Consider the following 12,943-nt stretch of genomic DNA (forward strand, 5'->3'; position numbering starts at 1 on the left):
GGCGGCGGGGGCCCGTAGCCAGTGCGCCCTCGTCAATCGGCAATACTCCCCCGGGCTGACAGCACTTCCCCCGGCCCCCCCCACCAATCACACGCCGCCGGTTCCCGCCTGAGCCACCTGCGCAATCTCCGCCGCAAGACATTCAGGACACAGACAGCGCCCAACCGGATCGAGCCGCTCGACCGGCAATGGCGGCATCTCGCGGCACCAGCAGTCGAATGGCTGCCCATGCATGGCGCAATCGAACGCGTTGCCGCAGCGCGGGCAGCGCGCGCTGCCTTGAGAACGGGAAACGGACGGTTTCATGACAGACTGGATACCCTCGCTTCAGCCGTGATCAGGAAATGATGCCACGACTGGCGAACCACCGTGAGTCGTCCGTTCGGCTAGTTCACAAGCGCCTCAAAAGCGCGGTACGCTTCGTCGTCCGCTGGCGTGTATGGGCTGTGATTGCGCGGTGCGCAAAGCCCATGGCGCCCGCCGCTCGCGCAACTATCGAAAACCCTGTTGCAGCGCGCCAGTCCTGTACAATTCGCCCTGTTTTAACTGTTCCGTGCCTGAGCCTGCCGCCATGTCCGAGCTTCCCGACCTTTCGCAGATCGCGCCCACCCTCAAGGCTGAAATCCTGGCCGAGGCGCTTCCCTACATTCGTCAGTATCACGGTAAGACCGTGGTCATCAAATACGGCGGCAACGCCATGACCGAAGAGCGGCTCAAGCAAGGCTTCGCGCGCGACGTGATCCTGCTCAAGCTGGTCGGCATCAATCCGGTCATCGTGCACGGCGGCGGTCCGCAAATCGACCAGGCGCTGAAGAAGATCGGCAAACAGGGCACGTTCATCCAAGGCATGCGCGTCACCGACGAAGAGACGATGGAAGTCGTCGAATGGGTGCTCGGCGGCGAAGTGCAGCAGGACATCGTCACGCTGATCAACCACTTCGGCGGCCACGCGGTCGGCCTGACGGGCAAGGACGGCGGCCTGATCCACGCGCGCAAGATGCTGATGCCGGATCGCGACAATCCCGGTCAATACGTGGATATCGGGCAAGTGGGCGAAGTCGAGGCGATCAACCCGGCGGTTGTGAAGGCGCTCCAAGACGACGCATTCATTCCGGTGATCTCGCCGATCGGTTTCGGCGAAGACGGCCTGTCGTACAACATCAACGCGGATCTGGTCGCGGGCAAGCTGGCGGTGGTGCTGAACGCCGAAAAGCTAGTCATGATGACCAACATCCCCGGCGTGATGGACAAGGAAGGCAATCTGCTGACCGATCTGTCGGCGCGCGAAATCGACGGTCTGTTCGCCGACGGCACGATCTCCGGCGGCATGCTGCCGAAAATCTCCTCCGCGCTGGACGCGGCCAAGAGCGGCGTGCGCTCGGTGCACATCATCGACGGCCGTATCGAGCACTCGGTGCTGCTGGAAATTCTCACCGAACAGCCGTTCGGCACGATGATCCGCTCACATTGATTCCTGCCTCAAACCCGGCACCCGCGGCACGTCTGCATGGCGTGCTTCGTGTGCCGTGCAGTGGCGCTGCCCACTCGCACGGCGCGCGCAGCACCTTCGGCGGCTCGCAACAAAGCACTGCCACGAAGCACCAACCCGTTCCCTCTTCCTTTCCCGCTACCCGCCCCGTGAACCGTTCGCGTTCACCGCGTGAGGCAACTGTTCGCGCCTGAACGGCGTCCTCCACCATGCGCACTCCCACCTCCCGAAACCGTCGTCCGCACATCGCAGGTGGCCGTCCGGTCTGGCTGTTCGATCTCGACAACACGCTGCATCAGGCGTCGCACGCGATCTTTCCGGCAATCAATCAGGGGATGACGCAGTACATCATCGACGCGCTGCAAGTCGACCTCGACGAAGCCAACCGTCTGCGCACCGGCTACACGCAACGTTATGGCGCAACGCTGCTGGGCCTGACGCGCCACCATCCGCTCGATCCGAACGACTTCCTGAAAGTCGTGCACACCTTCCCCGATCTCGGCTCGATGATCCGCCATGAACGCGGCGTGGCGCGCCTCGTGGCTGCTCTGCCGGGCCGCAAGATCGTGCTGACCAACGCGCCCGAGGCCTATGCGCGCGCCGTGCTCGCTGAACTGCGTATCGAGCGTCTGTTCGAACAGGTGATCGCCATCGAGCATATGCGCGATCGCCGCCGCTGGCGCGCCAAACCCGACCACGCGATGCTGCGCAAGGCCATGCGCGACGCGCACGTTTCGCTGAAGGACGTGATCCTCGTCGAAGACACGCGCTCGCATCTGAAGAACTACCGGCGGCTCGGCATCCGCACGGTGTGGATCACCGGCCATCTGCCGCGCAAGCCGCACGCGGACGGCGTACCGACACGCCTGCCGGGCACCGGCCGGCCGCACTATGTCGATAGAAGCATTCGTTCGTTAAAATCGCTACGACTGAGCACCCGCTCGGTTCGATTGAAGAGACAGCAGACGGGACGACAGCCATGCAGCCGATCGACAAGCCTGACGAAGTCTTAACCGAACACGAACCGAACGCCACGCTCGCCGCCCCGCGCGCGCAGCGGCTGAAGCCGGGCGAGCGCCGCGTGCACATTCTGCAGACGCTCGCCGCGATGCTGGAAGCGCCCAAGAGCGAAAAGATCACCACCGCGGCGCTGGCTGCCCGGCTCGGCGTATCGGAAGCCGCGCTGTACCGTCATTTCGCCAGCAAAGCGCAAATGTTCGAAGGGCTGATCGAGTTCATCGAGCAAACCATCTTCGGGCTGATCAACCAGATCGCCGACAAAGAAAGCAACGGCGTGCTGCAGGCGCGCTCGATTGCGTTGATGCTGCTCAACTTCCCCGCGAAGAATCCGGGCATGACGCGCGTGCTGACGTGCGAGGCGCTGGTCGGCGAGCATGAAAGGCTGACCGAGCGCGTCAATCAGATGCTGGAGCGCGTCGAGGCGTCGTTGAAGCAATGCCTGCGGCTTGCGCAAATGGAGGCGAACAGCACCGCGAGTTCGGGTGAGAACGCCGTCACGCTGCCCGCCGGCTACGATCCCGCGATTCGGGCGAGTCTGCTGCTGAGCTATATCATCGGCCGGTGGCACCGCTATGTGCGCAGCGGCTTCGCGCGCGCGCCCGCCGAACACGCCGACGCGCAACTGCTCCTGATTCTTCAGTAGTCCGCGCGGCAAGCGCCGCGCCATGCTCTGCGCCCCGCGACGCTGCCGCACGAAAATTTCCGCTATACTTTGCGCCTGACTGCGGCACCTTGAACCTTCAAGGACCGCTGTCCGCAACACCCCGAACACCTGCTTGAACACCTGATACGCGCCGATTTGCTGACTCGATTGCGGGCGCGCGAACTGCCGGGAAAGTCTCCCCGCGGTTCACTATAAATGCGGCTAAAGAGGTCGTCAGCCGCGCACACAGTCCTTCCTCCGTGCTCTCGCCGACGCCGTTTAGCCGCCCTGTTTTGATAAATGGCGGAATGAATGGAATCGATCGGTATCGTCGCTCCCCACAAAATGCATTTCACCGAGCCGCTGCAGTTGCAGAACGGCAGCTCGCTGGCCGGTTACGACCTGATGGTCGAGACCTACGGCACGCTGAACGCCGCGCGTAGCAACGCGGTGCTGGTGTGCCACGCGCTCAACGCATCGCACCACGTGGCGGGCGTGTACGCCGACAATCCCAAGGACGTCGGCTGGTGGGACAACATGGTCGGCCCGGGCAAGCCGCTCGACACCAACAAGTTCTTCGTGATCGGCGTGAACAACCTGGGATCGTGCTTCGGCTCGACCGGGCCGATGAGCATCGACCCGGCCACCGGCAATCCGTACGGCGCGACCTTTCCCGTCGTGACAGTGGAAGATTGGGTCAACGCCCAGGCGCGCGTCGCCGATCAGTTCGGCATCACGCGCTTCGCGGCCGTGATGGGCGGCAGCCTCGGCGGCATGCAGGCGCTCGCATGGAGCATGATGTATCCGGAGCGCGTCGGGCATTGCATCGTGGTCGCTTCCACGCCGAAGCTGTCGGCGCAGAACATCGCGTTCAACGAGGTCGCGCGCTCGGCGATCCTGTCGGACCCGGATTTTCACGGCGGCAACTACTACGCGCACAACGTGAAGCCGAAGCGCGGCTTGCGCGTCGCGCGCATGATCGGCCACATCACGTATCTGTCGGACGACGACATGGCCGAGAAGTTCGGCCGCTCGCTGCGCCGCGCGGAAGGCGCGGTAGACGCGTACAACTTCAACTTCGACGTGGAGTTCGAAGTGGAGTCGTATCTGCGTTATCAGGGCGACAAGTTCGCCGACTACTTCGACGCGAACACGTACCTGCTGATCACGCGCGCGCTGGATTACTTCGATCCGGCCAAGGCGTTCGACGGCGATCTGACAGCCGCCGTCGCGCACACCACGGCGAAATATCTGATCGCCAGCTTCTCGACCGACTGGCGTTTCGCGCCGGCCCGCTCGCGCGAACTCGTGAAGGCGCTGCTCGACCACAAGCGCACCGTCACCTACGCGGAAATCGACGCGCCGCACGGCCACGACGCCTTCCTGCTCGACGACGCGCGCTATCACAACCTGATGCGTGCCTACTACGAACGTATTGCAAACGAGGTGAACGCATGAACCAGCGAGCACTCGATTACCTGGCGCTGCGCCCGGACTTCCGCGCGATCGCGCGCTGGGTCGAACCGCGCGCCACGGTGCTGGACCTGGGCTGCGGCGACGGGTCGCTGCTGTCGTTGCTGACCGAAGAACTGGACGTGCAGGGCTACGGTATCGAAATCAACGACGCGGGCGTGCTGGCGTCGACGCAAAACGGCGTCAACGTGATCCAGCAGAACCTGGAAGACGGCCTGCGCCTGTTCGAAGACGGCAGCTTCGATTTCGCGATTCTGTCGCAGACGCTGCAAACCATTCATCAGACGGCGGCGATCCTGCGCGAGACCGTGCGAGTCGGCAAGGAATGCATCGTGTCGTTTCCGAACTTCGGCTACTGGGCGCATCGGCTCTCGGTGCTGCAAGGCCGCATGCCGGTGTCGAAGTCGCTGCCTTATCAGTGGCACAACACGCCGAACGTGCGGGTGCTGACGATCGAGGATTTCGAGGCGCTCGCGCCGGAAGTCGGCATCGAAATTCTCGACCGCGTGGTGCTGCACGACGGTCAGGTGGTGCGCTGGGGCGTGAACTGGCGTGGTAGTCTTGCGGTCTATCGCGTCAAGAAAAGCTAACGCAAGTCATACACATGTCGAACCCGCCGCACGAGGCGCCTGCACTTACCGCTCACGAAGAACATCCCGGCTGGCGCGCGTTCCTGAATACGCGCATGCTGATCTGCGTCTTTCTCGGCTTTACGTCGGGACTGCCGCTGTTCACGCTCGTCTATCTGGTGCAGGCGTGGTTACGCTCAGAAGGCGTCAATCTGAAGGAAATCGGCCTCTTTGCGCTGATCCAGTTCCCGTACACCTGGAAATTCATCTGGGCGCCGCTGATGGACCGCTACGTCCCGCGTATTCCGGGCTGGCGTCCGGGCAGACGGCGCGGCTGGATGCTGGTCACGCAGATCCTGGTGGCCGGCGCCATCGCCACCTTGGGGTTCGTGTCGCCCAAAGATTCGATCTGGACGGTGGCGGCTTTGACCGCGCTGGTCGCGTTCTTCGGCGCGAGTCAGGACATTGTGATCGACGCCTACCGGCGCGAGCTGTTGAGCGATACGCAGCAGGGTCTCGGCAACGCGGTGCACGTGAACGCCTACAAGATCGCGGCACTGGTGCCCGGTTCGCTTGCGCTGATCCTGTCCGACCATTTGCCCTGGACCACCGTTTTTATCGTGACGGCCGCGTTCATGCTGCCCGGCATGGTGATGACGCTGGTCGTGCGCGAACCCAAAGTACACGGCACGCCGCCCAAAAATCTGCGCGAAGCGATCGTGCAGCCGTTCAAGGAATTCATTCAACGCGACGGCTGGCGTGGCGCGCTGTTCGTGCTCGGTTTCATCTTTCTGTACAAGCTCGGCGACACGATGGCGACCACGCTGTCCACCTCGTTCTTTCTCGACATCGGCTTTTCGCGCACGCAGATCGGGGTGATCGCGAAGACCACCGCGTTCGGTGCGAGTCTGGCGGGCGGGATCGTCGGCGGGATCTGGCTGATGAAAATCGGCATTGGCAAAGGCTTGTGGATTTTCGGCGTCCTGCAGATGGTGTCGACGCTCGGCTTTGCGTGGCTCGCCCATCTCGGGCCGGCTTCGCCCGGTCTCGTGGCGATTTACGACATCGCCGTCTGGCTGAGCGAAGGCACGACGAAGCTGCTGGCGCTGGTGGGTATCGATTGGGCTGTGCAGCTCGAGCCGCGCTCCGTTGCGCTGGCGCTTGTCTACGGTTTGGAGACCTTTGCCACCGGGCTGACGATGGCGGCATTCACCGCCTATATCGCCAGCACCACCGATCCGCGCTACACCGCCACCCAGTTCGCGCTCTTCACGAGCCTCGCTTCGGTGCCGCGCACGCTGGCTTCCGCGGCGAGCGGCTACGTGGTCGCGCAGATCGGCTGGTTCGACTACTTCATCGTTTGTACCGCGCTGGGGTTGCCCGGCATGTTGCTTCTGCTGCGCATCGCGCCGTGGAGGACGCAGTCGTGAAGGCGCTTCTTTCGATGGGCGCGGCCCGCTCGATTACGTTCCGGCGCCCGGCGGTCAAGCGCAGCCGCGTGGCGCTTCACGCAGTCTGGGCGCTTGGCTGGGTCAGCCTGACGCTGGCCGCGCCATTGAACGCCCATGCGGCAGCCGTGCCGGCCGCGGCTACCAGCGCACCCACGGCGGCGCCGGCCACGACATCAGCGCCAACGGCGAAGCCCGCAGCGACGGCTGCCGCGAACCCTGAAAGCGCGACATCGGCGGCACAAGGTGCGAACAATGCCACCAGCGCGCCCACCGCTGCAACGCCGGCCTCGCCGCCTTCATCGCCACCCCAATCGACGCAGCCGCCGCCGGCTCCGGTCACCGCCAGAACGCCCGCTGCGACATCTCCGCCGCCCGCGGCCGCCAAAGCGCCTGCCGTCCCGTCGATGCCCGCCCAGGCGTCCGGGTCGTACAGCCCGAATACGCAGTTGCGTTACGGCGGCTATCTGGTGTTCCGCAACCTGATCCCATCGCCGATGCTCGAGGCGCAAGCCGCCGACGAGTTCAACCAGATCACCTACGGCGCCGAGCACTCGAACCGTCTGTATGCCGATACCGACGCGCACGTCACACGCGTGCGCTCGATCGTCGACAAGATGATTCCGTATTCGCTCAAATGGAATGAGCGGGCCAAGAACTGGAAGTGGGATGTGGCCGTGGTGCGCTCGCCCGATATCCGCACGTACTGTCTGCCTGGCGGCAAGATCGTCGTGTACGGCGGACTGCTCGACCGCGTGCGTCTGAACGACAACGAACTCGGCATGCTGATCGGCCACGAGATCGCGCACGCGCTGCGCGAACATGCACGCGAGCGGCTCGGCCAATTGCAGGCGAGCCAGCTCGACTCGTCCGGCACGATCCCGCAGTTATTCGGGCTCGCCGATCTGGGCGCGGCGCCGCTCGGCATCGGCTCGCGCCTGCTGGAAATGAAGTACGAAAATACCGACGAGACCGAAGCCGACGTGATCGGCAGCGATATCGCATCGCGCGCCGGCTTCGATCCGCGCGCGGCGGTCACGCTGTGGGACAAACTGGCGCAAGCCACGCGCGGCAACCGCGATCAGGGCTTCATCTACGTGCACCCCTACACGCCGGCGCGCCGTCAGGACATCATCAAACGCTTGCCGGACATGCTGCCGCTCTACGCGAAGGCGATCGGCAAGACCGTGGACGCGTTGCCGGACTACGCCGGCATGGGCCGTCCGCGCCGCAAACTGGCGCGCGATTGAGTTGCGCGGGCGTCAGGCTCCCGCGACTTCAGCTACGACGCTTCCTACCAGGGCAACCTCAGGTTCACTTGCGGCGCGCTCGCGTCTTGCCTGACAAGGCGAGACGTCAGCCTCGCTTGCCGTGCTTACTTCTTCACTTTGTGGTCGTAATCCACGGTCAGCGGCGCATGGTCGCTGAACTTGATATCGCGGAACACGTCGGTGCGTTTTGCCTTGCTCGCGATACCCGCCGTCGCGATCTGATAATCGATCCGCCACCCGACGTTCTTCGCGTACGCCTGGCCGCGATTGCTCCACCACGTGTACTGTTCCGGCCGCTGGTCGAGCGTGCGGAACACGTCGACGTAACCCACTTCGTCGAATAGTTTGGTGAGCCATGCGCGCTCTTCCGGCAGGCAACCCGAATTCTTCTGGTTGCTCTTCCAGTTCTTGATATCGATTTCCTTGTGGACGATGTTCACGTCGCCGCACACGATCACTTCACGCTCCTGGGACAGTTCCGCGAGATGCGGCATGAACTCGTCCATGAAACGGTATTTGGCCTGCTGGCGTTCGTCGCCGCTCGAACCCGAGGGCACATATACCGAAATCACCGACAACTTGCCGAAACGCAGTTCGACATAACGCCCTTCCGGGTCGAACTCCTCGCTGCCGAAGCCGATCACCACTTCGTCCGGTTCGTGACGCGTGTACACGCCCGCGCCGCTATAACCCTTCTTCACAGCGTGCTGAAAATAGCCGGTGAAGTTGTGCGGCGCCATGAATTCGGGCGTCATGTCGTCTTGTGAGCATTTGATTTCCTGCACGCACAGCACGTCGGCCTTCTGTTCGCCGAACCAGTCGAAAAAACCTTTCTTCGCCGCTGAGCGGATGCCGTTCAGGTTGGCGGTAATCACACGCAACATGTCGTTCCTTTATGTTCGATTCGTTGATGAAGCGAAAGGCGCGGTCACTCGACCCTGATGCCCTTCAGCGATTCTTTGGCGGGCGGATATTCGAGCTTGAGCGCTTCGAACGTGCGCAACAACAACTCCGCGACCATCACATTGCGATGCGTCTTCGAGTCGGCCGGGATCACGTACCACGGCGCGTATTCCGTCGATGTCGCCGCCAACGCGTCCTGATACGCGGCCTGATATTGGTCCCACTGCTTGCGCGCTTCGAGATCGGCGACGTCGAATTTCCAGTGCTTGCTCGGATCGTCGATTCGCGCCTGCAGGCGCGCGCGCTGCTCGTCTTTCGAAATGTGCAGCATGCATTTGACGATGGCCGTGCCGCTATACGCCAGCAACTCTTCGAACTGGCGGATGTGGCAGCAGCGTTGCGCGAAGGCTTGCTCATCCAAAGTGCCGAGCACGGTGGGGACCAGCAGATCTTCGTAGTGACTGCGGTTGAAGATCGTCAGCTCACCGGCGGCCGGCGCTTGCGAATGCACGCGCCAGAGAAAGTCATGCGCGAGTTCGACGGGCGTCGGCGCCTTGAACGGCACGATGCGCAAACCGAGCGGATCGACTTCGTGAAACACCGCACGGATCGTACCGTCCTTGCCGCTCGTGTCCATGCCCTGCAGCACCAGCAATACGCGGCGCGTTCGCTGCGCGTGCAAACATTCTTGCAGCGTGTCGAGCTTCTCGCCGATCTCCGACAGACGCGCCTTGTCGGTATCTTTCGAGCCGGTCGAAAACGGCTTGGCGGCCGGGTCGAAATCGCTCAGCGAGAATTTGCTTTTTTTCTTGCCGTCGTCGAAATACGGCACGCGGAAATCGTCGAGTTCGGGTTGCTTCGCCATCCACACACTCCCCTGATCTGCGTTCGTTTAAATGCACCCGCAAAATGAAACGGGCCGTTGCCCCACTTTCGTTGCCGGCAACAGCCCTTGCTGACCTGAGCTTTAACGCTTCAGTCGTTCACGCTCAACTTAACTTCGACTCAGGACAGCTTCTTCTTCAGCAGTTCGTTCACCTGCGCCGGATTGGCCTTGCCCTTCGTCGCTTTCATGGCCTGACCGATCAGCGCGTTGAAAGCCTTTTCCTTGCCGGCGCGGAATTCCTCGACCGACTTCGGGTTCGCGGCGAGCACTTCGTCGAGGATCGCTTCCAGCGCGCCGGTATCCGAAATCTGCTTCAGTCCCTTCGCCTCGATGATGCGATCGGCGGCGGATTCGTCGGTGGCTTTCTCTTCCCAGATCGCGAGGAAAATTTCCTTGGCGATCTTGTTGGAGATCGTGCCGTCGGCGATACGCTGCAGCAGCAACGCGAGTTGTGCGGCCGACACCGGATTCTCAGCAATGTCGAGACCCTCGCGATTCAATTGCGACGACACTTCGCCCATCAGCCAGTTAGCGGCAACCTTGGCGTTGGCCGGGCCGACTTTGCTCACCACCGCTTCGTAGTACGCGGCCATCGCTTTGCTCGACGTCAGCACGTTCGCGTCGTACGGCGTCAAACCGTATTGCGACACAAAGCGCTGTTGAATCGCCACCGGCAGTTCTGTCATCTCTGCCTTGACGCGCTCGATCCACGCCGCGTCGATCACGAGTGGCATCAGATCGGGATCGGGGAAATAGCGGTAATCGTGCGCGTCTTCCTTGCTGCGCATGGAGCGCGTTTCACGCTTGTCCGGATCGTACAGACGCGTTTCCTGCACTACCGTGCCGCCGTCTTCGATCAGTTCGATCTGACGGCGCACTTCGTACTGGATCGCTTCTTCGAGGAAGCGGAACGAGTTCAGGTTCTTGATCTCGGCGCGCGTGCCGAATTCAGCCTGGCCGACCGGACGCACCGACACGTTCGCGTCGCAACGGAACGAGCCTTCCTGCATGTTGCCGTCGCAGATGCCGAGCCACGTGACGAGCGTATGCAGCGTCTTCGCGTAAGCGACCGCTTCGGCCGCGCTGCGCATTTCCGGCTCGGTGACGATTTCAAGCAGCGGCGTGCCGGCGCGATTCAGGTCGATGCCGGTCATGCCCGCGAAGTCTTCGTGCAGCGACTTGCCCGCGTCTTCTTCGAGGTGAGCGCGCGTGAGGTTGACGACCTTCTCGTACGCTTCTTTACCCGCCTTTTCATTGGCCGGCACCTGAATCGTCACCTGACCGCCCTGCACGACGGGGATTTCGTACTGGCTGATCTGATAGCCCTTCGGCAGATCGGGGTAGAAATAATTCTTACGCGCGAAGATGCTGCGCGGCGCCACCGTTGCGCCGATCGCGAGACCGAACTGGATCGCGCGCTCCACAGCGCCGCGGTTCATCACCGGCAACGTGCCCGGCAAGGCCAGATCGACGGGGCTGGCTTGCGTGTTCGGCGCGGCGCCGAATTGCGTCGCGGTGCCGGAAAAAATCTTCGATTGAGTCGACAGTTGCGCGTGGGTCTCCAGACCGATCACGACTTCCCATTGCTTGGCCATGGTGCTCACACTCCTGCCGGTGCTTTGCGGTGCCAGTCGGTCGCGCGCTGGAACGCGTCGGCCACCTGGAGCATCCGGGCTTCATTGAAATAGTTGCCGATGATCTGCAATCCAACCGGACGCTGCGCATTCGCGCCCGCACCGAAGCCACACGGCACGCTCATGCCCGGCAAACCGGCGAGGCTCACCGACAGCGTGTAGATGTCGGCCAGATACATCTGCACCGGATCGTCGCCCTTCGCGCCGAGGTCCCACGCCACTGACGGCGCGACCGGGCCCATGATCACGTCGCACTGCTTGAACGCTTCCTGGAAGTCCTGCGCGATGATGCGGCGGATCTTCTGCGCCTGCAGGTAGTACGCGTCGTAATAGCCGTGCGACAGCACGTACGCACCGACCAGAATGCGGCGCTTCACTTCCGGACCAAAACCTTCGGCGCGCGACTTCTTGTACATGTCCAGCAGATCGCGATACTCCGCCGCGCGATGACCGAAGCGCACGCCGTCGAAACGCGACAGGTTCGACGAAGCCTCGGCCGGCGCGATCACGTAGTACACCGGAATCGACAACTCGGTTTTCGGCAGCGAAACTTCGACCAGCGTGGCGCCGAGCGCTTCGTATTGTTTCAGCGCGGCGTCGATCGAGGCGCGCACGTCGTCGGCTAGACCGGCGCCGAAATACTCTTTCGGCAGGCCGATGCGCAGGCCGGCGAGCGGTTTGGCGGCGCTATCTTCTTTCCACGGCTTGCCGAGATAACGCGTGTAGTCTTCGTCGTCGCGTACGAGACTGGTCGAATCGCGCTCGTCGAAACCGGCCATGGCGTTGAGCAGCGTGGCGCAATCCGCGGCGCTTTGCGCCATCGGACCGCCCTGATCCAGCGACGAGGCGAACGCGATCATGCCGTAACGCGACACGCGACCATACGTCGGCTTGATACCGGTGATGCCGGAGAACGACGCCGGCTGACGAATCGAGCCGCCGGTATCCGTACCGCTGGCTGCAGGCGCGAGGCGCGCGGCGACGGCCGCGGCCGACCCGCCCGACGAACCGCCCGGCACAGCTTTAACATCCCACGGATTCTGCACGGGACCAAAGTACGAATTCTCGTTGGATGAGCCCATCGCGAACTCGTCCATATTGGTCTTGCCCACGCACACCATGCCGGCGTTCTGCAGACGCGCGACCACGGTCGCGTCGAACGGGCTCTCGTAGTTCGACAGCATTTTTGAGCCGGCGGTGGAGCGCCAGCCCTTGGTCACGAACACGTCTTTGTGCGCGATCGGCAGGCCGACCAGCGGGCCCGCGTGGCCGGTATGAAGCAGCGCGTCCGCGGCTTTCGCCTGCGCGAGCGTCAGATCCGGATCGACCTGGATGAATGCGTTCAGGCTGTTGGCCGCGTCGATACGCTTCAGATAGAGCTGCGCCAGTTCGACTGCGGAGCATTCCTTGGCCGTCAGTGCGGCGCGCAGTTCGGTCAAACTTTTTTCATGCATTGCGTTTTATCCTGAAGAGCGCGGCAGCGTAGTCACGCTGCCGTGGAGGCGTTCGGCTGCCCGCCGGCAAACCGGGCCGAAGAAGCCGGACACGACGGTCAGGCGAGCGTTGATGCCGCGAGTCGATATGCCGCGAGCCGGCACTTCACCTCG

The 12,943-nt window shown here is 63.0% G+C and carries 12 protein-coding genes; 7 read left to right on the forward strand and 5 right to left on the reverse strand.

What is annotated here, in order from left to right:
* Nucleotides 1-87 precede the first annotated feature (87 nt).
* Nucleotides 88-306 carry a cysteine-rich CWC family protein gene (locus tag ACFSNN_RS15185; RefSeq protein WP_134457378.1) on the reverse strand — a complete coding sequence of 73 codons (219 nt, stop codon included), beginning with the start codon at nucleotides 304-306 and terminating at the stop codon, nucleotides 88-90.
* Nucleotides 307-571: 265 nt separating this feature from the next.
* Here ACFSNN_RS15185 and argB point away from each other — a divergent pair, with 265 nt between their 5' ends.
* The 7 genes from argB to ACFSNN_RS15220 all read left to right on the forward strand — a co-directional run bounded on the left by argB (nucleotide 572) and on the right by ACFSNN_RS15220 (nucleotide 7,892).
* Nucleotides 572-1,471: an acetylglutamate kinase gene (gene argB / locus ACFSNN_RS15190; protein WP_007179687.1), complete on the forward strand. Its 900-nt coding sequence runs from the start codon at nucleotides 572-574 to the stop codon at nucleotides 1,469-1,471.
* Between the two features lie 227 nt (nucleotides 1,472-1,698).
* Nucleotides 1,699-2,502 carry a pyrimidine 5'-nucleotidase gene (locus tag ACFSNN_RS15195; RefSeq protein ID WP_106302723.1) on the forward strand — a complete coding sequence of 268 codons (804 nt, stop codon included), beginning with the start codon at nucleotides 1,699-1,701 and terminating at the stop codon, nucleotides 2,500-2,502.
* Nucleotides 2,469-3,152: a nucleoid occlusion factor SlmA gene (slmA, locus tag ACFSNN_RS15200; RefSeq protein WP_134457379.1), complete on the forward strand. Its 684-nt coding sequence runs from the start codon at nucleotides 2,469-2,471 to the stop codon at nucleotides 3,150-3,152. Before ACFSNN_RS15195 ends, slmA begins: the two co-directional genes overlap by 34 nt.
* Before the next feature lie 312 nt (nucleotides 3,153-3,464).
* The gene (gene metX, locus ACFSNN_RS15205) at nucleotides 3,465-4,610 is read left to right on the forward strand and encodes a homoserine O-succinyltransferase MetX (RefSeq protein WP_134457380.1); all 1,146 of its coding nucleotides are present in this window, start codon (nucleotides 3,465-3,467) and stop codon (nucleotides 4,608-4,610) included.
* Entirely contained in the window at nucleotides 4,607-5,215 is a 609-nt protein-coding gene (gene metW / locus ACFSNN_RS15210; RefSeq protein ID WP_012431403.1) for a methionine biosynthesis protein MetW, read from the forward strand. Before metX ends, metW begins: the two co-directional genes overlap by 4 nt.
* Nucleotides 5,216-5,229: 14 nt before the next feature.
* Complete coding sequence (locus ACFSNN_RS15215; RefSeq protein WP_134457381.1) at nucleotides 5,230-6,624, forward strand: AmpG family muropeptide MFS transporter; 1,395 nt, start codon at nucleotides 5,230-5,232, stop codon at nucleotides 6,622-6,624.
* A gap of 14 nt (nucleotides 6,625-6,638) precedes the next feature.
* Nucleotides 6,639-7,892, forward strand: a complete 1,254-nt coding sequence (locus ACFSNN_RS15220) for a M48 family metallopeptidase (protein WP_134459054.1) — start codon at nucleotides 6,639-6,641, stop codon at nucleotides 7,890-7,892.
* 125 nt (nucleotides 7,893-8,017) lie between these two features.
* On the opposite strand, the gene ACFSNN_RS15225 is transcribed toward ACFSNN_RS15220, so the two are convergent.
* From ACFSNN_RS15225 to gatA, 4 genes are all read right to left on the reverse strand, one after another.
* The gene (locus tag ACFSNN_RS15225) at nucleotides 8,018-8,797 is read right to left on the reverse strand and encodes an exodeoxyribonuclease III (protein WP_134457382.1); all 780 of its coding nucleotides are present in this window, start codon (nucleotides 8,795-8,797) and stop codon (nucleotides 8,018-8,020) included.
* A 44-nt stretch (nucleotides 8,798-8,841) separates the two neighbouring features.
* Entirely contained in the window at nucleotides 8,842-9,681 is an 840-nt protein-coding gene (locus ACFSNN_RS15230) for a PPK2 family polyphosphate kinase (protein ID WP_134457383.1), read from the reverse strand.
* 140 nt (nucleotides 9,682-9,821) lie between these two features.
* Nucleotides 9,822-11,297: an Asp-tRNA(Asn)/Glu-tRNA(Gln) amidotransferase subunit GatB gene (gatB, locus tag ACFSNN_RS15235; RefSeq protein ID WP_134457384.1), complete on the reverse strand. Its 1,476-nt coding sequence runs from the start codon at nucleotides 11,295-11,297 to the stop codon at nucleotides 9,822-9,824.
* A gap of 5 nt (nucleotides 11,298-11,302) precedes the next feature.
* Complete coding sequence (gene gatA / locus ACFSNN_RS15240) at nucleotides 11,303-12,790, reverse strand: Asp-tRNA(Asn)/Glu-tRNA(Gln) amidotransferase subunit GatA (protein ID WP_134457385.1); 1,488 nt, start codon at nucleotides 12,788-12,790, stop codon at nucleotides 11,303-11,305.
* Nucleotides 12,791-12,943: the final 153 nt, after the last annotated feature.

Source organism: Paraburkholderia dipogonis (assembly GCF_042680985.1).
GTDB lineage: Bacteria > Pseudomonadota > Gammaproteobacteria > Burkholderiales > Burkholderiaceae > Paraburkholderia > Paraburkholderia phytofirmans.

What these genes read in the sequence shown, in the direction of transcription:
- ACFSNN_RS15185 (WP_134457378.1), bottom strand. Translation starts at nt 306, where the DNA reads ATGAAACCGTCCGTTTCCCGTTCTCAAGGCAGCGCGCGCTGCCCGCGC.
- argB (WP_007179687.1), top strand. Translation starts at nt 572, where the DNA reads ATGTCCGAGCTTCCCGACCTTTCGCAGATCGCGCCCACCCTCAAGGCT.
- ACFSNN_RS15195 (WP_106302723.1), top strand. Translation starts at nt 1,699, where the DNA reads ATGCGCACTCCCACCTCCCGAAACCGTCGTCCGCACATCGCAGGTGGC.
- slmA (WP_134457379.1), top strand. Translation starts at nt 2,469, where the DNA reads ATGCAGCCGATCGACAAGCCTGACGAAGTCTTAACCGAACACGAACCG.
- metX (WP_134457380.1), top strand. Translation starts at nt 3,465, where the DNA reads ATGGAATCGATCGGTATCGTCGCTCCCCACAAAATGCATTTCACCGAG.
- metW (WP_012431403.1), top strand. Translation starts at nt 4,607, where the DNA reads ATGAACCAGCGAGCACTCGATTACCTGGCGCTGCGCCCGGACTTCCGC.
- ACFSNN_RS15215 (WP_134457381.1), top strand. Translation starts at nt 5,230, where the DNA reads ATGTCGAACCCGCCGCACGAGGCGCCTGCACTTACCGCTCACGAAGAA.
- ACFSNN_RS15220 (WP_134459054.1), top strand. Translation starts at nt 6,639, where the DNA reads ATGGGCGCGGCCCGCTCGATTACGTTCCGGCGCCCGGCGGTCAAGCGC.
- ACFSNN_RS15225 (WP_134457382.1), bottom strand. Translation starts at nt 8,797, where the DNA reads ATGTTGCGTGTGATTACCGCCAACCTGAACGGCATCCGCTCAGCGGCG.
- ACFSNN_RS15230 (WP_134457383.1), bottom strand. Translation starts at nt 9,681, where the DNA reads ATGGCGAAGCAACCCGAACTCGACGATTTCCGCGTGCCGTATTTCGAC.
- gatB (WP_134457384.1), bottom strand. Translation starts at nt 11,297, where the DNA reads ATGGCCAAGCAATGGGAAGTCGTGATCGGTCTGGAGACCCACGCGCAA.
- gatA (WP_134457385.1), bottom strand. Translation starts at nt 12,790, where the DNA reads ATGCATGAAAAAAGTTTGACCGAACTGCGCGCCGCACTGACGGCCAAG.